We start from the raw sequence: 20,443 nt of genomic DNA on the forward strand, positions 1-20,443 counted from the left end.
TAGGTTTAATAAAACGAAAGAGTATATTGTATACCATTTCTTGCATTCTACCATATCATTTTTTAATTTGTACAGTATTTTTGAAATAAATAAAAAGTTTTATCATTTTAGACCTATTTCATATAGATGTAAAAAGGGAAGCGCACAAACTGTGCACTTCCCTTTTCTTAAGAATCTGAAGGACGTTTCTTCTTCCCGCCCATACTTGGGTATTTATGGCGGGAAGAAGGGTTGCGCATAACCATGTAAGGCTCCAGTACGCTTTCTTCATACATGAACGGGATCGGAGTAATCGGGATCGTACCGCGCATGGAGAAGTCAACGGCAATCTGGGAAAGCATATAGGCCCCTTTGGCATCCGCCAGATCAGCAAAAATGAGTACGTCCTGGTGCGGTATCGCCACTCCCATTTTCCCCTTCATGCGGCCTGCCATTGTATCCAGCAGTTCAGTGTCAAGCACCCGGCTTGCGCTGTAGCTATCCTTTCCCGTAAGAAAATAAAAAACATTATCTCCAATCCGATCGGTTGAAGGCGAATTCTCCAGCTTTTTTACGTTGCTGAGCGCCGCCTGGTGTAGTTCCTCTTCTGTCATGCCCGCTTTTTGCAGCATCTCCCGTGTTATCAGGATATAGCTTTCCCCTAAATCGAGCGCATAAGCGACAACCGTCTCGGCTGTATGCTCGCGGAATACGAACGCGGCATTCCTGTCGGAAGCCGTGGGAAAAGATGCATGGCGAATCACAGGATAAATGCGCCCTTCATTTCCTCTAATCTTATGTTCTTTTCCTGTCTGTGCCAGTGTTTTTTTCACATTGGCGGCAAAGGCGGATAGGATGTTTTCTTGCTCCGATTCATTTTTCTCTACTTTTTCAAATAAAGTGCCGAGCTGGATAAGCAGACTGCTTTCCGGGTTTTCCGCACGATAGATTTTCAGTGCGTCACGACGATCTGCCAGGCTTTCCACTCTCCAGGCATCGGTCAGGGACGTACGAATCATTTCTGCTGCTTTTTGGCGTATTTCGTTTTCAAATTCCGTTTGTTTGTCACGTTCCATATTGTACCGTCCCTATTCATATCATGATATATTTTCGTATTATCCAGACACAGAAACGGTGAGAAGCTTCCTCCTCACTTTCCTGACGGATTGCCTTCTTTTGCTTTGCGCGATCTGCAGAGCGGCTGCCCCCGATATGTGGGCGGCAGCCATCGAAGTCCCATCCAGCGTCTTATAGCCGCCCTTTAACCACGTTGAAAAAATGTTTACTCCGGGCGCTACATTCATTCCTCTTCCCCGGGAGCTAAACGAGGCGAGGTTCCCCTTCTCGTCAATCGCTCCGACGGCGATGACTTCGGGATACCTGGCAGGATACTCCAGCTCTTTGCCGTTGTTTCCGGCAGACGCTACCATATAGATACCCGCAGCGGCCGCTCTTTTAATGGCCTGGTGCAATGCCCTACTATTTTCGGGCATTCCAAAGCTCATGTTTATGACGTCGATTTTATTTTCCACAGCCCAATCGAGCCCGGCAATAATGCTCGATACTTCAGCGGAGCCATCCGGATGGAAGGCGCGCACATCATAGAGAGCAGCCCGTGGGGCCACTCCTACAATCCCGCGTTGATTCAGTGCTGCTGCAATCGTTCCCGCCACGTGAGTTCCGTGCCCGCTCGAACTTGTGTCTCCGTTTTTTTTCCTTCTTGGCACGAAGTCAGCTCCCCCCTTCACCTGGCCGCGAAGATCCGGATGCTTTCTCGATATTCCCGTGTCGATGACCGCTACTTTAATTTCTTCTCCCATCGAGCGTTCCCATATAGTTGGAGCTCCTATTTTCTTAACCCCCCACGGGATTTCATCTGAGCTATGGAGACGGACTTTGATGTTGTTCTCTACCCGCAGCGCCGATGAGCGGAACAAATTCGCGTGAGATTCATACTGGCTGTCTGGGATGCAGAGGCATTGCACATTCTTAAACACTCGAACACCGGCGAATTCTTTTTTGTTTTGAATCTGCTCGGCAAAGCGGCGAAAAGCCTTGTCGCGGGGAAATGATATGATTTTCAAGGAGAGGCACCTCCATTTTTTTCGTAGATAAGAAAGTATAACTTTCTTATCTACATAAGGACAACTAAGGCCATCGCCAGCGCCTACTACGGCTTGGCGCTAGCCAAGTTTTCTTTATTATCCTACTCAGGTGCCTCTCAAAATGCATCTTCTTCTTACAGCAAATCCGCCTAACTTACGTCGAGAGCTTGGCTGCAAATTCCGCCTTCAGTATTTCCGCATCCTCATGGACCCATTCGGAAAAGTTCTCCAGCGCTCCCTGAATATAGCCGAGAAACTCCTGCAGTTCTTCCTGGTCAAAAAGAATTTGATCCCCGTGCATCTGTGCCGAAACAACCATAGATGTTACAAACCGTGTCATCGGGACGTGGCTATCGTTCAGAAAATAAAAAAGGTACGGATACCGTTCAACGAGGTAGCTGGCCCAGGCCGTAACGGCAGGGTTCATCATTAAATCTTCTACCTCCCCTGAAAAACCGTAAAAAGAAAAAACGACACTTCCCTTACGTGCGGCTATGTTTTGCTTATCCGCGATGAGCCCGTCCAGGAAAGAGGCGATTTGCCCGATATCTTCCTGTTCAACTTCCTCACGGGAAATAAGAAAGGAAGTAATATCCTGAGAGCTTTCTTCCTTCTCAGGAGCGAGAGCATCCTCTGCAGCCGCCTCAGGCATTCGTTCCATCTTATCAAGCCATTCTTCAAAGGAATCAAAATAGTCGTCAGCGAGAATAAATCCAAGGGACGATGCGAACCGCTTTGATAACTCCCGGTAATCCCAGCCCATGTCGGCACATGTATCGTGCAGCATCAGCACCCGGCTTTGAATAAAAGCATCCTGTTTTTGAATTTGCGCGGGCATAACGAAAGTTTGGTAAATGCTCACTGTCTCTTCATGATGCCAGTCAAGCAATGCCGTTGCATCATACGTTTCTCTTTCGATTGCATCGATATACTTCCCGATGCGCCTGCCAAGAAATTCGTCCTGCAGCACAGAAAGCTCCTGATCGATTTTCAATTGGATTCGGGCGAATCTGCGGGTCCCTTCCTGTATTTCCTCCATAATTTCACTAACAAGGCCAACCGCTTCCTTATAATTATGGTGATCGATTTTTTCCCTCGTTATAAGCAATGTGAATGGCTGCTCTTCTTTTTCCTCTTGCAGCAGCTCTGCCCGTATTTCTTCCAATACCCGCCCCGTATCTTTCGGTATAGAGAGGGTTTCCTCACTCTCTTGCCGGGACGGAAGAAGCTCCTCCGTATCCTCTTCAACTTTTCTGGGAGAAAATACCCGACGCAAGAATTGTTTTACCATTGATCCATTCCCCCTGTTGCATATCCTTACCTTTACATTGTCCACCTGCAAGGTATTTTCCTCTTCTATTTTACTTGTAAAACTCCATTTGGAAAAGCATCCAAAGCACGGTATCCGATCCTTTAAAAATCCAATTGACAACTTTTTATATGTTGCAGTATGATATTCCAATCATGATTCAATCGCCGAATCCATATGGAGCGGGGGAACCATGTAATTGGGGTGAATCACCACTGGTGTAGGGCCATACCTTTTGTCCGAACCCGTCAGCTAACCTCGCAGGCAAAATAACTAAGGGAGGAATTATGGTTAGTTTTTTTAGGAGTGTATTAACCAGGAGAGACAACAGACCAAAGACACTTCAAGTGTTACAGGGAGAAGCAAAGAAATTCCTCGCTGCACTCACAGGAAAGAAAGTAACGGTAACCGTAGAAACAAATAATGAAAAGAGAGAGTTCACGGGTATCTTAAAAAAGGTCTCTGCGGAAATTATGGGAACAAAACACCAGTGCCTTCATTTTTGCCTGGACATTAACACACAAAGTATCGGAACAATGGAAGTAAGTTCCATGTACGAAGAAGAAAATCAGGTGATTATTTTATGTGAACCGAATTATTCACAACCCGGCCATTATAATAAAGTAATCACCATCAAAAAATGACCGATCATTTCACCCCCCTGTACATTTACGGCGGGGTTGTTTATTGGCTGCCGGCCAGGGGTAAAAACACTACATACAGCTTGCTGAGGAGGTAATGGAATGCAAACAGCAATGACAATTGGGGTATCCATCATCGCCATCGCCATGGCTGTGCTTACCGTTTATATGGTTATCTTTTTTAAGAATTTGATTCCTTTGGTGAAGCACGCGGATGACACGGTGCAGCAGGTCCAGGGCAATCTTAATCGCCTGATGGCCAGCGTAGATATTTCCCTCAGCGAAATCAACCGGATTTCAGGTGACATCGCTGAAAAAATGGATAAGCTGGACAGCAGCTTTGAGGCGGTTGACTCCATCGGAAGGGGGGTTACCCTTGCATCAGAAAGCCTGCAGGATAAAGTATTGAAGAAAGATATGAAGTGGACAGATAAGATGAGTGAGTGGACCGCAGCAGGTTTTAGCATTTACCAGGGGATTGATAAGCTGCGTAAAAAGACACCCCTCCGTACAACGAAATAGGCTGAAAAAGACTCCCTGTTCTCGAGCAGGGAGTCTTTTTCTTTTCTCATATTAATGTATACAGCCAGGAGAGGAAACAAAACATAAGAAGGGCAAATGAAAAACAACAAAATAATCTGAATAATGGAGCATTCCAGCGAAAAATGAGGATTAAGGGTAAAAAACAACGTTTATATTGTATAACAGGTTTTTGATTAATATTCACTGTTATATTACAATGAAAAAAAAGGAGGCGTCAGCTATGCAACCAGTTTCTGAATTCTACAACAACCTTCCCAGGAAAAGCTGTGCTCACTGCGGTGCGGTTATGTCTGAGCAAGCAGAATCTTACAAAACAAGCTGTGATGAGTGTGAGGCTAAGAACAACTATCCCGCGTAAGCGAGCAAAGAAAACAATATGAGAACGAATAAGCACCTTCCTGCGCTGGGGAGGTGCTTTATTTTTGGGTATATAAAAGGTAAGGCAAATATGGAAAAGAGGTGTATTATGTATAATAAGACGGTAGGTTCCTTGCAATCTGATATTATGCAGCAGGTCAAGCGCTGGTTTCCCTCCTGGCAGCCGTCATACGAACAACTCGAAGGCTTTATTTACGGCTATGTGCAAAACTGTGATCCAACGTCCCCACTGTCTGAGAAAAAACTGTTTGCCCGGGAACTAGTCCCGCGGATTTATGAGGAGCTTCATAAAAACAATGTGATGTAGCCGCTCTTGAAAAACGCTGTTATTTCAGATATGATAATGTCAATTATACGTAATATCAGCAATGAGGAAGAATAGTAAGCGGACAAGACGTTACAGAGAGCCGGAGGAGCTGCGAATCCGGTACGTGCTTCCCGGCTGAATGGGCTTCTAAGCTCCACGCTGAACAATAAAGTAGGCGCTGGCGGATTTCCTGCCGTTATCAGGAATGGAGTGAACCGGCATAACCGGTTAATTAGGGTGGCACCACGGTCCTTCGTCCCTTGCGGATGGAGGGCTTTTTCTATTTATCTAAAGGAGTGGTATAAGACATGAAACAAATTTTTTCAGGCGTACAGCCAAGCGGAAGCTTTACCCTTGGAAACTATATCGGAGCCATGAAACGGTTCGTCGATCTACAAACAGAGGGAAACTGCATCTATTGTATCGTCAATCTGCATTCATTAACCGTCCCGAAGGATCCGGCTCTGCTTCGGGAATATACAATGCAGCTGGCAGCCATGTATCTCAGCATTGGGATTGATCCTGAGAAAGCGATTCTCTTTATCCAGTCCCAGGTTCCTGAGCACGCTGAATTAGGATGGTTAATGCAATGTACCGGATACATCGGCGAGCTGGAGCGGATGACCCAGTATAAAGATAAGTCAGAAGGAAAAGACGTCGTAACCGGGGGCCTGCTTACATACCCTGCTTTAATGGCGGCCGATATTCTGCTTTATAACACAACCCATGTCCCGGTTGGTGAGGATCAGAAACAGCATCTCGAATTCACCCGTGATGTAGCCGAGCGGTTTAACCGCAAATACGGGGAGACTTTCGTCATTCCGGAGCCCATGATTCAGCAATTCGGCGGACGCATCATGTCGCTTGATGACCCAACAAAGAAAATGAGCAAAAGCAATCCGAATGCCGGAAGCTATATCGCACTGCTCGACGATGCGAAAACAATCGAGAAAAAAATAAAACGCGCCGTCACTGATTCGGAAGGAGCGGTTCGTTATGATAAAGAAAACAAACCGGCTGTCAGCAATCTGCTTACTATCTATGCCGCGTGCAGCAGCGAATCAATCGAAACCATTGTAAACCGCTATGAAGGGCGCGGCTACGGGGACTTCAAGAAAGATTTGGCTGAAGTTGTCGTTACTACCCTTGCGCCGATCCAGCAGGAGTATACACGCTGGATGGAAAGCCCGGAGCTTTCCGACATTCTGAAAAAGGGCGCTGAGCGCGCTTCCGCGCTTGCGACCGTAACGATGGATAAAGCGCGCAAAAATATGGGTCTTGTCACGTTTTAATAAAAAAGAAGCGGGGATCGTTCATGTAAACTTCCCCGCTTCTTTCTTTATTCCCCTTTGAATTCAGGCTTTCTCTTCTCACTAAACGCGTTCAGCGCCTCGATGCGATCGGTTGTCGGAATAATGACTTCATATGCTTTGGACTCGATTTTCAGGCCTGTTTTCAAATCGACCTCACAACCGTAATTAATCGCATACTTGGCCTGAATAACTGCGAGCGGTCCGTTTTGCATAATCTCCTCGGCCAGTTCGGTGCATTTGGCAAGCAGGTTTTCTTTTGTCGCTACGCCGTTTAAAATTTCCAGTGTTTCCGCTGTGGCCGCATCGATTTTTCGGGCGGTTAAAATAAGCTCTTTCGCTTTTCCCTTTCCAATGAGGCGCGGCAAGCGCTGCGTTCCTCCCGCTCCCGGAATGATGGCCCAGCTTACCTCGGTCATGCCAAGCTTCGCTGTATCAGCCGCATAGCGGAAATCACAGGCAAGCGCCAGTTCAAATCCGCCGCCAAAACAAAAACCATTGATTGCGGCGATTGTCGGCTGTGGAAGCTCTTCTACCTGATCGAATACCGAGCGGATTTTATGGATGAAGCTGCGCACCTGCGCCTCAGTCATTGTTCGTCTTTCTTTCAGGTCCGCACCGGTGCTGAATGATCGGTCACCGGCCCCTGTAAAAATAACGACCCGCACCTCTTTATCAAACCGAATCTGTTCAAGCGCTCGTTCAAGCTGTGCGAGCATATCCATATCGAAGCAGTTTAAATCATCAGGGCGGTTTAACGTCACGAGAGCCAGATGTCCTTCTCTTGTAAGCGAAATTTTATTTTCTACATTTGTTTGCGTCGTATCCATAAGTTCCCTCCTCTTCTGTTCTGCGATCCTTCTATATATGGTTAAAAAGCTCTATATCTAAGAGATGATGACTTTCCATTTCGCGGCCCAGGAAACACCTTCCTTAACCCAGTGTTCCACCGCTTTTACTTTCTCGGCTTCAATTCCGAGCGATTGTGCGATTAAATAAACCGTCCCGGTTTCTTCTTCCGTGATGTCTTTGTCGAGTGCTGCAAGCTTAAACATCTTTCTAATGAGCATAAGCTTATCTTCCCGCGACAAATAAGGGCTTACCTCTTCTGCCAGATCTGCCGGTTTCTTCGGATTTTCTATATCATCGTGGAAAATTTGGCGTTCGCGCACAGTGAAGATATCAAGGTTTACCTGGTGAAAAATTCTCTCCTTCTCTGATTCATCCAGATATCCGTCGGCCTGCGCAACGCATATAAGAAGGCGGATCTCATACAGTTTTGGATGCTCCGCCGCATCCACCATTTCATTCATCAAAGAAGGTCCTCCTTTATTGAAAACGCTTTTATTTTATTATAGCACGTTTTCAATGTTAAATTGGTGTCTAATTCGTAACCTTTTCCCTTACATGGAACGCAGAAAGGGGGCTTCCCACCGGGAAGCCCCCTTTCTCACTCTATTCCTTCATTAAATGAATGCTTTGTGACAATTGGGCAATGGAGCCGGTCAATTGTTCAAGGCGGGACTCAATGCGGATTAATAGATACAGAGTGACAGCTACGGGAAATCCAACATTGGAAATCAGCGTAATCCACTCGTTCATCTGCCTTCCTCCTTTCGCCTTTAGCTCAGAGGAATGTCCGTCACTGCATGGTCAACTACACGCACCGCTTTTTTAGCAGTGAATGCCCCTGTGTTTGTCTCAAATACATTCCGGGCGATAATCAAATCCATTACGCTGTTAATCTCCGTCTGGTTCACCGGCAGTACAGGCTCCGGAACGCTCAGCCGAGCTGAACCACCTCCTGCTGTTGTAAAGACAAGCTCTAACGTTTTCATCTATGCTCCCCCTTTCCCTCTCTGGTATGCATCATTACGCAAGACCAATTTCTGTTTGGACCGTCTGTTCGACCCCGGCGAACGGCAAGGACTGAAGCCCGGATAATGCAGCTGCAATGTCGTAAATATCTTGCTGTACCGCATCTTTTTTTAACATTTCCGTACGTTTTTCGCTTCAGCTTCGGTTTTCCTTTCTCGTCTGTTCCATCCTGTAACACAAGCGCCATCTGGTTTGACTTCGCTACGCTAACTACTGCCATCTTCTCCCCTCCCTTCCTGTTTAAACGGCTTCATTGAGCCGTTCTACTCTATTATTCCGTGTAAGTTTCCAGCGGCGGGACAACCTTGTTCTTTTTCAATAATTTTATTTTTTTCGGAAATATTTAGGATAAAAGTAACTTTAACGAATTTAAAAGAAGCCTTATACAATTAATTGTTTAAAAGTTGATTTTTGACCAAAAGAAAAACCACCCGTGATAAGAGCGGTTAATTTAACTATCGATTCTCGTTAGCTCAATACCATGTTTCACTAACCTAACATTATCGAAAAGTGAAAGATTTGACATGCTGCTCCACTCCTTGTTTTGAAATCCTCCCCTATGTTACACCTTATCAATCGATAAATAAAATGAACGATTATTTCAAATCCATATTGGCTCTTTTCACCACACCAATACTTTGAAGATAATAAAAGAACCTGCACTAATGACAACTCGTAGATGGAGGGAGAAATGTTACGGCGGCACTGAAAATTCCCGAATTTTAACATATTATTTATTTAAGACGCCAATAAACTTAACAATTCAGCTATAGAATAATAAGTAAATTAATTTATTTTTTATTAGGGGGAATTAGTGTGAAAAAGAGTAAGATCGCTATTGCTGTGGTCGTCACTTGCAGTTTGATGGTTTCTGCCATTGGATATGTTTCCGCAACAACGCCACAACATTCTAAAGAGTCTCAAAATCAAGATAAAAAGTCTGAAAAGCAGGACGAGCTATTGTTTACATTTTCATCTGTAGGGGATGATAGAGCAGATGATCCTTCCAAATTGCCTGGTTTGTCTAAACAGGATTACAAATGGTTGGTTAACAGTAAGGCGACTCAGCGAATGATGAGGGAAATGCACCAACAAAAAACCAATATGCTTTTCTTTAACGGTGATATGATCATGGGATACACACCTAATTCCAATACTGATGTATTGAATAGGCAATATGCTTTCTGGCGTGGCATGATGTCGTACATGTTTGAAAACGGCACTTATGTGTTTCCTGTTCCAGGCAATCATGAAGTACAGGATAAATATACGGATGAGAAAGGTAAAACTGTGAAAAAGGCGACTGTTGCCAACGAAAATACTTGGAGAGACAACATGGGCGACATTATCATCGATCAAGAACGGTTTAAACAGATCAACGGTCAAGATGTTAGTGCTTTCGATCCAAATAATGTCCCACAGTTGGGAACTTCAGACAAAGTCACTAGCGATCAAAAACAGCTAGACTATTCGTTTGATTACAAAGGTACTCATTTTGCGGTTATTAATACGGATCCTTCAGGAAATGATTCCCATGCACCAACAGCCTGGTTAGAACAAGATTTGGCGGCTGCTCAAAAACGCGGAGTGAAACACGTTTTCGTATTCGGACATAAAATGGCCTCTACATATTTATATGATAACACAGCATCAGCAGCCGGCGGTTTAGATGCGTACCCGGAAGAAGCTAAAGCGTTCTGGAATGTTATCGAAAAATACAAAGCTACTTATTTCAGTGGTCATGAACATATTTTCAATGTGAGCCAACCGTTCGGCGGTAAAGCATATCAAGTGTTGGTAGGTTCCGGAGGATCACCATTTGAATCCGATCATGCAACAGGCAAAGCATCCGACCGCATGTACTCATGGGTTACTGTCAAAGTATATCAAAGCGGTAAAGTCCATATTGACGCATATGGTTTTGATGAAAATTACGGTCCAACAAAAGTAATCAAAAGTTGGAATCTATAACCCAACTGGACAAGAAGGAATAGACAAAAACGGCTCTTATTGAGCCGTTTTTTACGCTATTTATGTTAAGTAATACTTTATGAGAACGTTCATACTCCTTAAGCTTCCCGTTAACCCGTATATCGTGCTGGAATTTGAAACCAGGATTATGGATGAGACAATCACGCTGCCTGGCTATCTTGTGAGAAGAAACAAGCAGGAAAAAGAGCTGTATGAATATGGGGTGAAATTCTGTTTTGAGGAATATGAGCAGATGTATCTTACGAAGCTGTTGAATGATATGACGATCCGCCTGCCAGCGCATAATAAAAGAGGGGCAAAGCCCCCCTTCTACTTCCGGTTTTGCAAGATTGATATTGAAGTCCGCAATACGGGCGCCGTGGTCCGGGGCGCCCTCTTTCTCCTCCGTTCCAGGCGCACAAGCATATACGGAGCCAGTTTATTGGCAAGCGTATACAATGCCCATCCAAGAACGAGTCCACCCAGGACATCGATAACCCAGTGAATGCGCAAATATAATGTAGTAAATATAATAAGCGCACCATATATTCCCCATATGGCTGCGAAGCTCCGGCTTTCCCGCCTCGCAAGAAGCATGCAGGAAAAAGCGACGGATGTATGAAGGCTTGGAAAACAGTTTTTTACGGAATAAGGGACATGCCCCCAGTTGTAACCCATAGTCGACCAAACTTCATGGACATTCAAGAACAGGTAAAAAGGAAGCGCGATTACCCCGTGAACAAACCAGTTAACAAATAGCAGCCGGACGAGCATCTGCCGGTTCGCCGTCGCGAATGCGTATACAGCATAAATTAAATAGATGCCGATAAATCCAATTGTATAAATGTTGTAAAACGGGTCCGTTACGGTAAGTCCCCGAAACCAGAGAAAAGAACCATCATTATAGGGGATGGAAGCCATCCAGTGGTTCAAATCAGTATAAAACGGCTGCTTCTCTGCCCACCTGTGCAGCGCATCATTTGTTTTAAAAATAGAAGTCGAGAGCACTCCCATAAAACCTATGATAAGCAGCAGCCCTGCATTCGTATACCAGTCTTCCCTACCCGTATAAAGAATTCTCTCTTTAGCCCGTCTATCAACAGTTAGAGGGAGCAGGAGAAGAATGATAAACAAGCTATTAAAACCGATTTCTATCGATATAACGGCTGCTATCAGTAGTACGAGAAAAAAGCGCGGATACATGCTGGTTCACCCTCTTCCAGACAGCTATATAATAAACAGTCATATAGCTACATACCGCGCATCCTTTTATTCCAAACTTCCTTTTCCTTCAAATAGCTCTCGCATTTGCTGAATACGGCCTGAATCAGTCAGCTGTTCGCGGAGGGCTGTCCGCAGCGTCAGGCGGCCAAGCTCCATATAGGAAGGGATGAGTTCGGGAGCAAGCTTAGCCATCGCTTTTATATGCTCCTGAACCGTTCCGGCATCCCCGCGGACAACAGGCCCTGTAAGCCCTCTGGCCGTTCCCTTCTCCTTTACATTCCGCAAACTCCCCTCGATGAGAGGAAGCAGCGATGAAAGCGCTTGTTCCTCTTGTATTCCTGCTGCACCCATTAAAGAAAGGGCATAATCAATCACGGCCGTCATCCCGTTCGATGCGATCGCCGCCGCTGCGTGATAGAGCGGCTTCTGTTCTGCCGTAATGACAAAGTACTCGTTACGTAAGTTCGTCAGCATAGCGGAAAGCTGTTCCGCCGCCGCCTGAGAACCCTCAACGCTGAACACTGTATGTTTGAGAGCGGCAGCTCCCGATCTGGCGTCCGCAAAGGATTGCAGCGGGTGAAGGGAAGCGATCCTCGCTCCCTGAAGCTGTAAAGGATGAAGAACGCCGGATGAGAGCGCTCCGCTCATGTGGAAAATAAGCTTCCCTTCCAGCACTGCTCCCGCTTCCCCGAGCCGGGAAACGACCGCAGGAATGGCATCATCCGCCGTTGTGATGCCAATCCAGTCGCTTTGCACCGCGAGCTGTTCCATTGAACTGAAAGCCTCGCAGTGGTAAGGAAACAGGCCAGCCGCTTGCCGCGCTTTGGCGGGCGTTCGATTATAGTAACCTGAAACTTGCTGCCCATTTTCCGCCAGGTAGAGCCCAAACGCTGTTCCCAGGCGCCCTGAGCCAATAAATCCGATCGTTGCCACTTCTGCATTCCCCTCTCTCCGTCTTTTTCCAAACAGTATACCACTTAAACAGCTCACATGAATAAGGAAGAGAAAGTAGGGAAATTTTTTATAAAGCAGATTCTCCGATTTCCGCCTGCTAAACCGCGGATTAATTATTAGGTTTGTGTAAAATTTGTGATGTTCGCATTGTAATTGGGTTAATTTTTAATTAAGATTTCAATATTCGACACGATTTGATAAAATAAGATTGTATGAAAAAAAATTCCGGAGGTTTTGTCGCATGATTTTTTCGGCGAAAAGAGATGTTTTTCTGGACATGCTCTCAAACATAGCTGAAAACGTTAGAGAGTCAGCTCAATACTTTGTCGATTTTAAAATTAAGAATGAAGCGGATTTGAAAGAATTCGCAAAGCGAATGAAAGAGTTTGAAACAAAGGGGGATACATACATTCATGAAATTATCGTAGCCCTCAACAAAACATTCATTACACCGCTGGAACGGGAAGATATCCTGGAGCTGGCGAATACGATGGATGATATCCTCGATGGAATGGAGCAGTGTGCTTCCCGCTTTGAAATGTACAACATTACCCGGGCAGATAACTACATGGTGCAATTTGTTGATAAAATTCTTCTCAGCACAGAAGAAGTAGCGAAGTCGGCAAAGCTTCTGACGAAGAAAAAATTAATGGACATCCGTCCGCATGCGATTAAAATCAATGCTCTTGAATCAGAGTGCGACGAATTGCTCCGTATTAGTATTAAAGAGTTATTCAGTAAAGAAAAAGATCCGATCAAAATTATCCAGTACAAAGAGTTATATGAACTTCTTGAGAGTATTTCAGACAGCTGTGAAGATGTGGCCGATACCCTTGAGACCATCATCATGCGAAACGCGTAAGGAGAGGCTCTTTTTTTATGGATACTACACTGCTGCTCATTATTTGTATTGTTATTCTGGCGCTGGCATTCGACTTTATTAACGGATTTCACGATACAGCCAACGCCATCGCGACCTCTGTGTCCACGCGCGCACTAAGCCCGCGGGCGGCCATCCTGCTTGCCGCCTCCATGAACTTTATTGGTGCGCTGACGTTTACGGGTGTCGCGAAAACCGTAAGTAAAGATATTGTCGATCCTTTTACACTGCAGAACGGTTCGATTGTTGTCCTTGCCGCGCTGCTTTCCGCCATCGCCTGGAACCTTATTACGTGGTATTACGGTATTCCAAGCAGTTCATCGCACGCACTCATCGGTTCAATTGCCGGAGCTGCCATCGCTTCGGCCGGTACGGGCGCGATTAACTATACAGGCTTTATTAAAATACTGGAAGCACTCGTGATTTCTCCCTTTATTGCACTGGCTGTCGGCTTTCTTATGATGAGCCTTTTCCATGCCATCTTTAAAAACTTCAGCCTAGGAAAAACAAACCGTGGGTTTCGTTTGTTTCAAATTTTCACAGCTGCCCTTCAGTCCTACACTCACGGGACGAATGACGCCCAAAAAGCCATGGGAATTATCACCCTGGCCCTTATTGCGGGACATTATCAAACATCCACAGATATTCCAATGTGGGTCCGTGCAGGCGCAGCTGTCTCCATGGGGATTGGGACTTCCATCGGCGGCTGGAAAATTATTAAAACCGTCGGCGGAAAAATCATGAAGCTGCAGCCTGTTAATGGGGCAGCGGCAGACTTATCATCAGCTCTTATTATTTTCAGTTTTACAGCACTTAGATTGCCGGTCAGTACAACCCATGTTATTTCTTCCGCTATTATGGGCGTCGGAGCTGCAAAGCGGGTAAAAGGAGTAAAATGGGGCGTTGCCCGCCGGATTGTGATTACGTGGATTATTACGCTGCCGATATCCGCCCTCCTGGCCGGTCTCATTTACAAACTAATCGCTCTCTTCATCCGATAGCAACAGAGGAGTACACAGGGGACGTCCCTTGCTGTACTCCTCTTTTTCATCTGTCGCATCTATAGATTTGTATTTTCACATTGCCGAGCCCCTCCACCGCATGAACGACCATAACACTGAGCTTAGCGTCATTTGCCTTGTCCTGAATTTGCTTCGTTACAAGAAATAAATCCTGGTATACATAGGAGAAGTCGACATGCTGGGCCGAATATTTCTCTTTCAGCTTCTGGTCGACATCTTTCAGACGCTTGCCTGTAAGCAGCAGCTTCTGTACAAGCTGTGCTCCTGCCTGTGGTGTTAATTTGTACGTCGCCTGGTATTCAATAATTTCTTTATACAGGCCGGCAAGCTGGTCGACTGTCTCCTCCCCTTTTAAGGTTCTGAATGCGGATACGTATTGCTCAGACTGATAAGCCTGGTATTTAGTAAATCCAAGATACAGGCTCATTAATATAAACCCATATACTAAGATGTACTTTCCTATTTTTCCCTTCAAACGGGTCCCCACCCTTCCATCTTTTACGTTTCTACATTTTATTCTTGTCCCTCCCCTGATTATGCCTATTGCCTGTCAACTTTCCCTTCCCGCAAGCACAGAATAGAAAAAGCCGCCCGCATGCGGACAGCTCTAGGATAGAAAATATTCTTTTTCCCAATTTTTTAACTGCTGTTCCAGTGTGCCCCGATGTGTTTTGTGATGGGCAATCGTATCTTTATGGGCCTGTACTTCCTGGTCCAGCTGGTAACGCCATCTTCTAATCTCTTGAATTTTACTGTCGAAATCATGGATCGTCTTGATTCGGTCCATATAATATAGAGGGAGCGTTGTAATCTCTCTTTTCATTGCGATCATTTCGTCAACAAGCTTGAGAGCAAGACGCTTGCTCTCCTTTTCAGCCTGTGCGTCTGTTATCGTACTATCAATTCTGTGCCAGAGCATTCGCAGCAGCCCTTCTTCCGCCTCGCCCTCTCCTGTTTGTTTCTTCTCCTCCAGCTTTCCCAGCCTCGTAAGCAGCAGCTTTGCCTTCCCTTCAAAAACACCCTGGAATTTATTTATATCCTGTGGCAGTCTCCGTCCTAAAGCCAGCTTTGCCTGCTCACGCTCATCCGCGATTTGATCCAGCTGCTTTTGCAATACTTTGATATTTCCCTGTTTTTGCTCAAGCAATCTCTCTTCCAATTCTATAGAGTATGTATGCTCATCCATCTTCTGCTTCATATGATCGTAAATCCCTTTTTTCTCCTGCCAGAAGTTTAAGAATTCCTGAACGGCTTCTTCCGTTTTGTCCACATCGCCTGTTTTTCCCCATAGAAAAATACAATATAGAGCAAAAGGAAGAATGCGCTCCCGCAACCGCTGATTTGAAATCACAGGAAGCATGCCTAAATCAGGTTCATAAAGCCTCTGTAAATAGATGGCCAGCAATTCCGGATTTGCCTGCAGCTCGATTTCTTTTTCTTCATGGCGGACTTGTTCTACCTTTTCACCCTCATAAACAAACAAATCAAAGAGAGTATCACCTTGGAACTCCTTCTCGGCCTTCTCAAGCTCCTGAATGGCTTTATTAACAATGGTGAGCGTATTGTGAACCAAATCTTCTTTCGTGGTATACATTACTTTCTCATTATGTATCATTCGATTGAACTTCAGGAGCAGCGCAAGAATTAAATCATTTCTGGAGCGGCTGGTGAGTGCAGCCGCTTCTCTTTCAAAGGTTGCTGCCAGTTTTCCTGAGAGGAGTTCAATGACATTCGCTTTTCCCATCATTGCCACCACCAGGCGCAGTGCCGGATCAGGCAATGAGGCCATGCTGTTCACAAAGGCTTGCTTTTCCATTATGCTCATCTCCCTTGGCCGGAATATACAATGCTGCTCTCTTTACTGTATCATATCAAAAAACAATCGGTCTGTTTTGTTCACATTTTCGACAAATTCGACAAAAATAGAAGAAGCATAGAAGGAATAGACTACTATCGTTTGACAAAATTCACTTCACTGTCGTGGCATAATAATGATTGTTGTTCTGTTGTTAAATTTTTATTTATACGGAGGTTATCATGAGAGTAGAATGTCCATTATGTCATACCGCGGAAACATCAGTAAAGAGGGAGCCATACCAGGCATTTGCCTTCATTGTGGAGATATTATTGATTTTGGGTATCCTTCATTTCCTGCCTACCGGCTAGCCGGTGAAGAAGCCGACGCAAGCATACTGTGCGGACAGGAACAAAAGAAACTGGTTGCGGTCGGCTAACTGTTCGTACGTCTTTTGCCTGGATTTCACCAGAGCCCTCAGCTTTCCGAGGGCTTTTTTTATTTGCCGTGTGATCCTTGTCACCTTGTTACGCGCTCTATGTATGCTATTATGAGGTATACTTACTATAGAGAAAGATGCGAGAAGTATAAAACTGGAGGTAACTTTTTCATGACTTTTTATTCACCACAAGAAAGCCCGTACGATGCAATCGGCGGTGCTGAAACGATAAAAAAATTAGTGGCCGCCTTCTATCCGAAAGTAGCCAGGGATCCCTTGCTTAGCCCTATATTTCCTAAAGATTTAACATTAACAGAAGAAAAACAGTTTATGTTTTTGTCCCAGTTTCTTGGAGGGCCGACACTGTACAGTGACGAGTATGAACACCCGATGATGCGCGCCCGGCATATGCCTTTCCCTGTCACCCCTAAACGGGCGGAACGCTGGCTGCAGCTCATGAAAGAAGCGATGGATGACATTGGAATGGAAGGCCCGCCCCGTGAATACATGTATAACCGGCTGATTCAGGTCGCCCACCACATGGTTAATACGCCTGATGAATAGCAAGAAAAAAGCCATCCCCCCTGCCAAACAGGCAGAGGGGATGGCTTTTTGCGTTACGAAGCGTGGGTTATTTCTGGAATTTCATCCACCTTGTTTCTTCCCCGCTTTCTCCCGCTTCTCAGTTTATCTATCCGCATCCGCAGGCCCTCAAACAACGAATACAACACCGGCACCAGAACAAGCGTGATTAGCGTATGGAAAATCAAGCCGAAGATAACAATCGTAGCGATAGGAGCTTCAAGCGAACTGCCTTCCGCCATAGCGAGCGCAAGCGGCAGCATGCCAAGGATGGCGGTTAGCTTTGTCATTAAAATTGGGCGCACCCGGTTTCGCACCGCCTCCAGAATGGCAGGCTCAAGCTCCATCTTGTCGCGCGTACGGAGCAGGTTAATCCGATCAATTAACAAAATCGCGTTGGATACGACGATGCCGACCAGCATAATAATCCCGACATAGCCGAGTTCCGTGAGCGGGCGCTGCGTCACGACTAGGCCGACAACAACGCCGACAACCGCCATCGGAAGCGACAGCAAAATAATAAACGGATGGCTGAGCCGGTTAAACTGCGCGACCATGATAAGGTAAATCATGCCGATGACCGCCAGGAAAGCAAGCAGGGCACTCTGGGCATTTTCCCCCTGCTGTTTTAACGTTCCGGCCATCTGAATACTGTATCCTTCCGGCAGAGACATCGAAGCGAGCTTCTTTGCCACTTCCCGGCTGACGGTTCCCGCATCGGAGCCGATAATTTCAGCGCTCACGTTCGAAATCCGATCTCCGTCTTTATGGGCAATGCTTTTTAAGGCTTTGCTGTATTTCCAATCCACCAGGTCAGCCAGCGGAATATTCAGGCCGTTCGGTGTCGCAATGGTCACCTGGCGCAGCTGCTCAGGATGCTTCATTAAATTCTCGGGATACCTGGCCACAACGTCCAAATCTAAATCCTCCACCGTAAATTTCGTTACAGCCTGCTCGTTAATAAGGCCGCCAATCTGGCTCATCAGGCTTTGCTGTGTGATGCCGAATTGATTCATAACGTCCTGTTTCGGCGTGAGGGTGAGCTTCTCCTCTCCTGCGCTGAAGTCACTATGGGCGTTTTTTACACCCGGTATCGCAGCGAGCATCTCCACTGCTTTATCTGAGAGCTGGCGGATTTTTTCTGTATCCTTTCCTTTTACTTCAAGCTCGACCCCGGGCTGAGTCTGGCCGCTGTTTCCAAAGTTAACGTGGGCTCTGTCGATTCCTTTAATCGCATTCAGCTTATTGCTAACGTCGAGAAGAATTTGCTCCTTCGGGCGTTTTCGTTCCTCCATACTGACAAGGTTAATGTCCAAATCAATGGCGCTCTCATTCGTGCGCACGTATAAATCCTTTATTTCCGGAATGGATTTGAAGCTCTTTTCGATTTGCAGCGCCTTCGGGAGCGCACTTTCTACTGTTTCTCCCTTCTGCAGCACGACGCCGGCACTTACATGGTTCTCATCCACATCTCCCACCGATTCATTTTTTACAAAAGGAGTGAGCAAAAGCGCCCCAACAAGCAAAAGAGCAGCAAGAGCAACCGTTACAAGCCGACGGCGCAGGGCGAGTGCCGCAAGGCCGGTGAAGAAGCGGGTCAGGCGAGACCTCGTTTGTTCACCTTCACTTTGTGCTTTCCTGTCATTCTTAAGAAAGCCGTTAGAAAAAACCGGGACAAAGAGCAGCGCCGAAATCGTGGACGCGACAATCGCTGCCGTGATGGTAAACGCCAGGGTTATCATAATCGGTTTAAACCCGGCTCCCCCGATGCCCGAAACGACAAGCGGAATGAATACAACAATGAGCGTAAGCTGGGAGGTGAGAACCGGGGTTAATACCTCCTTCACGCCCAGTTTAATGGACTCCTGCAGTTCTTTTCCTTTCTCCCTGAAATGGTAAATGCTTTCGAGGACGACGATAGCGGCATCTACGATTAATCCTGTTGACAGACTTAGTGAAATTAAGGTAACGAGGTCAATGTTGTAACCGCCGAATTTCATCCCGATGAATGTCATCATGATAGACAGCGGAAGCGTAGTAGAAATAATGAGCGTTACCCGCCAGTTTCTTAGAAAGACAAAGAGAATGATAATGGCCAGCGCGCCGCCAATGACTAAATCCCGGCTTAAGTTACTAATTGCCGGCTTGATAAAAGAAGCGAAATCGACGTAAACAGTCATCCTGTACTGTCCATTGGCTTCCTTATTGATTCTATCAATTACTTGTTTTACTTTATCCGACGTACCAATGATGTCGCTGCCCGTTGTTTTCGTCAAAAACAGGTCGACATATTCCTGTCCATTGTATCTGTTAATCGCATCTTTCTTTTTGCCGCGTAAATCTTCAACAGCAGCCAGGTTGGAAAGAGGGACATCGCCCAGCGACGTTTTAATGAGAAGCCCATTCATCTGCTCCACCGTTTTTAGTGAGTTGTCAATTTCGACGACGGTATTGAAGCTTGGGTTTTTTAGCGTGCCGATTGCCTGTTTAAGATTCATCGCCTGGAGCTGTCCGGCCACATCCCCCGGCGCGATGTTGTGTGCCTGCAGTTGGTCAGGCCTAAATGTAATTTGAATCTTGTTTGCGATGTTTGTGTCCGAAACTTCAACTTTTTTGACGCCGTCCACAGCTTCAAACTCACTTTTAAACTTTGTTTTGGCCAGGTTATAAAGGACGGGGACATCCTTACCGGACAGAGCGACGCCCATCAGAATTTCAGTCGCCTGATTCCCTTCCTGTGTAACGATGACATCCTTAATGCTCTTTGGGAAAGAACCCCGCAGCCGGTTTACAGCTGCTTCTACATCCTGCTTTACCTTGGCACCTTTCCCATCCTCTGCTTCAATATTGAAAGAAGCCGCCCCTGCCGTTGTTGTCGAACGGTAATTTTTAACGTCCGCTATTGATTTGATTTCTTTTTCTACCGGGTCCGTCACTTTATTTTCTATTTCTTCCGCAGGTATTGGCGTGCCGGAAACCGTAACGCTAATCCATGGATAATTTCTTTCTGGCATCAATTCCCGTTTAAACGTAAAAACAGAAGCGGTCCCCGCAAATAAAATAAAAAAAGTCAGCAAGTAAATAATAAGTTTATGCTTTAGACAGAACTCAATAAATTTTCCCATC

The 20,443-nt window shown here is 45.8% G+C and carries 23 protein-coding genes, 1 riboswitch and 1 other annotated feature; of the genes, 10 read left to right on the forward strand and 13 right to left on the reverse strand.

Annotated features, from left to right (window positions below; genetic code table 11):
- Positions 1–167: 167 nt before the first annotated feature.
- The 3 genes from MBEAL2_RS21050 to MBEAL2_RS21060 form a co-directional block, all read right to left on the reverse strand.
- Positions 168–1,055 carry a DUF1444 family protein gene (locus MBEAL2_RS21050; RefSeq protein ID WP_052947882.1) on the reverse strand — a complete coding sequence of 296 codons (888 nt, stop codon included), beginning with the start codon at positions 1,053–1,055 and terminating at the stop codon, positions 168–170.
- A gap of 39 nt (positions 1,056–1,094) precedes the next feature.
- Complete coding sequence (locus tag MBEAL2_RS21055; protein ID WP_047154218.1) at positions 1,095–2,063, reverse strand: S8 family peptidase; 969 nt, start codon at positions 2,061–2,063, stop codon at positions 1,095–1,097.
- Positions 2,064–2,238: 175 nt separating this feature from the next.
- The gene (locus MBEAL2_RS21060) at positions 2,239–3,375 is read right to left on the reverse strand and encodes a hypothetical protein (protein ID WP_047154219.1); all 1,137 of its coding nucleotides are present in this window, start codon (positions 3,373–3,375) and stop codon (positions 2,239–2,241) included.
- Between the two features lie 173 nt (positions 3,376–3,548).
- Positions 3,549–3,675, forward strand: a riboswitch (cyclic di-AMP (ydaO/yuaA leader).
- Positions 3,676–3,680: 5 nt separating this feature from the next.
- Between MBEAL2_RS21060 and MBEAL2_RS21065 the strand changes: the two genes are divergently transcribed.
- The 5 genes from MBEAL2_RS21065 (at position 3,681) to trpS (ending at position 6,554) form a co-directional block, all read left to right on the forward strand.
- Positions 3,681–4,037 (forward strand): hypothetical protein, encoded by a 357-nt coding sequence (locus MBEAL2_RS21065; protein ID WP_152667879.1) that lies wholly within the window; start codon positions 3,681–3,683, stop codon positions 4,035–4,037.
- Positions 4,038–4,136: 99 nt separating this feature from the next.
- Positions 4,137–4,556, forward strand: coding sequence for a DUF948 domain-containing protein (locus MBEAL2_RS21070; protein ID WP_047154221.1), 420 nt, complete (start codon positions 4,137–4,139; stop codon positions 4,554–4,556).
- A 241-nt stretch (positions 4,557–4,797) separates the two neighbouring features.
- Positions 4,798–4,935 (forward strand): protein YhfH, encoded by a 138-nt coding sequence (yhfH, locus tag MBEAL2_RS30510; protein WP_152667880.1) that lies wholly within the window; start codon positions 4,798–4,800, stop codon positions 4,933–4,935.
- A gap of 108 nt (positions 4,936–5,043) precedes the next feature.
- Positions 5,044–5,262, forward strand: coding sequence for a hypothetical protein (locus tag MBEAL2_RS21075; protein WP_047154222.1), 219 nt, complete (start codon positions 5,044–5,046; stop codon positions 5,260–5,262).
- Positions 5,263–5,314: 52 nt separating this feature from the next.
- Positions 5,315–5,526 (forward strand) — a binding site (T-box leader).
- A gap of 44 nt (positions 5,527–5,570) precedes the next feature.
- Positions 5,571–6,554, forward strand: coding sequence for a tryptophan--tRNA ligase (gene trpS, locus MBEAL2_RS21080; RefSeq protein WP_047154223.1), 984 nt, complete (start codon positions 5,571–5,573; stop codon positions 6,552–6,554).
- Between the two features lie 47 nt (positions 6,555–6,601).
- Here the strand turns inward: trpS and MBEAL2_RS21085 are convergent, their stop codons facing one another.
- The 5 genes from MBEAL2_RS21085 to MBEAL2_RS21100 form a co-directional block, all read right to left on the reverse strand.
- On the reverse strand, positions 6,602–7,402 hold the full coding sequence (locus MBEAL2_RS21085) for an enoyl-CoA hydratase-related protein (protein ID WP_047154224.1): 801 nt from the start codon (positions 7,400–7,402) through the stop codon (positions 6,602–6,604).
- 57 nt (positions 7,403–7,459) lie between these two features.
- On the reverse strand, positions 7,460–7,885 hold the full coding sequence (locus MBEAL2_RS21090) for a DUF533 domain-containing protein (protein ID WP_047154225.1): 426 nt from the start codon (positions 7,883–7,885) through the stop codon (positions 7,460–7,462).
- 142 nt (positions 7,886–8,027) lie between these two features.
- Positions 8,028–8,174: a YvrJ family protein gene (locus MBEAL2_RS30515; protein WP_082130078.1), complete on the reverse strand. Its 147-nt coding sequence runs from the start codon at positions 8,172–8,174 to the stop codon at positions 8,028–8,030.
- A gap of 20 nt (positions 8,175–8,194) precedes the next feature.
- Entirely contained in the window at positions 8,195–8,410 is a 216-nt protein-coding gene (locus MBEAL2_RS21095; protein WP_047154226.1) for a DUF2922 domain-containing protein, read from the reverse strand.
- Entirely contained in the window at positions 8,407–8,670 is a 264-nt protein-coding gene (locus MBEAL2_RS21100) for a DUF1659 domain-containing protein (protein WP_047154227.1), read from the reverse strand. The genes MBEAL2_RS21095 and MBEAL2_RS21100 overlap by 4 nt, the downstream gene beginning before the upstream one ends.
- 596 nt (positions 8,671–9,266) lie before the next feature.
- Here MBEAL2_RS21100 and MBEAL2_RS21105 point away from each other — a divergent pair.
- Complete coding sequence (locus MBEAL2_RS21105) at positions 9,267–10,421, forward strand: metallophosphoesterase family protein (protein ID WP_047154228.1); 1,155 nt, start codon at positions 9,267–9,269, stop codon at positions 10,419–10,421.
- 330 nt (positions 10,422–10,751) lie between these two features.
- On the opposite strand, the gene MBEAL2_RS29560 is transcribed toward MBEAL2_RS21105, so the two are convergent.
- Complete coding sequence (locus tag MBEAL2_RS29560) at positions 10,752–11,624, reverse strand: phosphatase PAP2 family protein (protein WP_052947883.1); 873 nt, start codon at positions 11,622–11,624, stop codon at positions 10,752–10,754.
- 66 nt (positions 11,625–11,690) lie between these two features.
- Complete coding sequence (locus MBEAL2_RS21120) at positions 11,691–12,578, reverse strand: Rossmann-like and DUF2520 domain-containing protein (RefSeq protein WP_047154230.1); 888 nt, start codon at positions 12,576–12,578, stop codon at positions 11,691–11,693.
- A gap of 262 nt (positions 12,579–12,840) precedes the next feature.
- On the opposite strand from MBEAL2_RS21120, the gene MBEAL2_RS21125 reads away from it, so the two are divergent.
- Positions 12,841–13,461: a DUF47 domain-containing protein gene (locus MBEAL2_RS21125; protein WP_047154231.1), complete on the forward strand. Its 621-nt coding sequence runs from the start codon at positions 12,841–12,843 to the stop codon at positions 13,459–13,461.
- Between the two features lie 17 nt (positions 13,462–13,478).
- Positions 13,479–14,480, forward strand: coding sequence for an inorganic phosphate transporter (locus tag MBEAL2_RS21130; RefSeq protein ID WP_047154232.1), 1,002 nt, complete (start codon positions 13,479–13,481; stop codon positions 14,478–14,480).
- Positions 14,481–14,526: 46 nt separating this feature from the next.
- Here MBEAL2_RS21130 and MBEAL2_RS21135 read toward each other — a convergent pair whose 3' ends face one another.
- Positions 14,527–14,976: a hypothetical protein gene (locus tag MBEAL2_RS21135; RefSeq protein ID WP_047154233.1), complete on the reverse strand. Its 450-nt coding sequence runs from the start codon at positions 14,974–14,976 to the stop codon at positions 14,527–14,529.
- 132 nt (positions 14,977–15,108) lie between these two features.
- Complete coding sequence (locus MBEAL2_RS21140; RefSeq protein ID WP_047154234.1) at positions 15,109–16,317, reverse strand: hypothetical protein; 1,209 nt, start codon at positions 16,315–16,317, stop codon at positions 15,109–15,111.
- Positions 16,318–16,549: 232 nt separating this feature from the next.
- Here MBEAL2_RS21140 and MBEAL2_RS21145 point away from each other — a divergent pair, with 232 nt between their 5' ends.
- A complete protein-coding gene (locus MBEAL2_RS21145) occupies positions 16,550–16,735 on the forward strand; it encodes a hypothetical protein (protein ID WP_047154235.1) in 186 nt (61 codons plus the stop codon).
- A gap of 171 nt (positions 16,736–16,906) precedes the next feature.
- Entirely contained in the window at positions 16,907–17,299 is a 393-nt protein-coding gene (locus MBEAL2_RS21150) for a globin domain-containing protein (protein ID WP_047154236.1), read from the forward strand.
- 53 nt (positions 17,300–17,352) lie between these two features.
- Here MBEAL2_RS21150 and MBEAL2_RS21155 read toward each other — a convergent pair whose 3' ends face one another.
- Positions 17,353–20,442, reverse strand: a complete 3,090-nt coding sequence (locus tag MBEAL2_RS21155) for an efflux RND transporter permease subunit (RefSeq protein ID WP_047154237.1) — start codon at positions 20,440–20,442, stop codon at positions 17,353–17,355.
- Position 20,443 lies beyond the last annotated feature (1 nt).

The organism is Aneurinibacillus tyrosinisolvens, from assembly GCF_001015055.1.
Taxonomy (GTDB): Bacteria; Bacillota; Bacilli; order Aneurinibacillales; family Aneurinibacillaceae; genus Aneurinibacillus_A; species Aneurinibacillus_A tyrosinisolvens.

What these genes read in the sequence shown, in the direction of transcription:
- MBEAL2_RS21100 (WP_047154227.1), bottom strand. Translation starts at nt 8,670, where the DNA reads ATGGCAGTAGTTAGCGTAGCGAAGTCAAACCAGATGGCGCTTGTGTTA.
- MBEAL2_RS21085 (WP_047154224.1), bottom strand. Translation starts at nt 7,402, where the DNA reads ATGGATACGACGCAAACAAATGTAGAAAATAAAATTTCGCTTACAAGA.
- MBEAL2_RS21070 (WP_047154221.1), top strand. Translation starts at nt 4,137, where the DNA reads ATGCAAACAGCAATGACAATTGGGGTATCCATCATCGCCATCGCCATG.
- MBEAL2_RS21065 (WP_152667879.1), top strand. Translation starts at nt 3,681, where the DNA reads ATGGTTAGTTTTTTTAGGAGTGTATTAACCAGGAGAGACAACAGACCA.
- MBEAL2_RS30515 (WP_082130078.1), bottom strand. Translation starts at nt 8,174, where the DNA reads ATGAACGAGTGGATTACGCTGATTTCCAATGTTGGATTTCCCGTAGCT.
- MBEAL2_RS21095 (WP_047154226.1), bottom strand. Translation starts at nt 8,410, where the DNA reads ATGAAAACGTTAGAGCTTGTCTTTACAACAGCAGGAGGTGGTTCAGCT.
- MBEAL2_RS29560 (WP_052947883.1), bottom strand. Translation starts at nt 11,624, where the DNA reads ATGTATCCGCGCTTTTTTCTCGTACTACTGATAGCAGCCGTTATATCG.
- MBEAL2_RS21090 (WP_047154225.1), bottom strand. Translation starts at nt 7,885, where the DNA reads ATGAATGAAATGGTGGATGCGGCGGAGCATCCAAAACTGTATGAGATC.
- MBEAL2_RS21140 (WP_047154234.1), bottom strand. Translation starts at nt 16,317, where the DNA reads ATGGAAAAGCAAGCCTTTGTGAACAGCATGGCCTCATTGCCTGATCCG.
- MBEAL2_RS21050 (WP_052947882.1), bottom strand. Translation starts at nt 1,055, where the DNA reads ATGGAACGTGACAAACAAACGGAATTTGAAAACGAAATACGCCAAAAA.
- MBEAL2_RS21125 (WP_047154231.1), top strand. Translation starts at nt 12,841, where the DNA reads ATGATTTTTTCGGCGAAAAGAGATGTTTTTCTGGACATGCTCTCAAAC.
- MBEAL2_RS21060 (WP_047154219.1), bottom strand. Translation starts at nt 3,375, where the DNA reads ATGGTAAAACAATTCTTGCGTCGGGTATTTTCTCCCAGAAAAGTTGAA.
- MBEAL2_RS21075 (WP_047154222.1), top strand. Translation starts at nt 5,044, where the DNA reads ATGTATAATAAGACGGTAGGTTCCTTGCAATCTGATATTATGCAGCAG.
- MBEAL2_RS21155 (WP_047154237.1), bottom strand. Translation starts at nt 20,442, where the DNA reads ATGGGAAAATTTATTGAGTTCTGTCTAAAGCATAAACTTATTATTTAC.
- MBEAL2_RS21145 (WP_047154235.1), top strand. Translation starts at nt 16,550, where the DNA reads ATGTCCATTATGTCATACCGCGGAAACATCAGTAAAGAGGGAGCCATA.
- yhfH (WP_152667880.1), top strand. Translation starts at nt 4,798, where the DNA reads ATGCAACCAGTTTCTGAATTCTACAACAACCTTCCCAGGAAAAGCTGT.
- trpS (WP_047154223.1), top strand. Translation starts at nt 5,571, where the DNA reads ATGAAACAAATTTTTTCAGGCGTACAGCCAAGCGGAAGCTTTACCCTT.
- MBEAL2_RS21150 (WP_047154236.1), top strand. Translation starts at nt 16,907, where the DNA reads ATGACTTTTTATTCACCACAAGAAAGCCCGTACGATGCAATCGGCGGT.
- MBEAL2_RS21130 (WP_047154232.1), top strand. Translation starts at nt 13,479, where the DNA reads ATGGATACTACACTGCTGCTCATTATTTGTATTGTTATTCTGGCGCTG.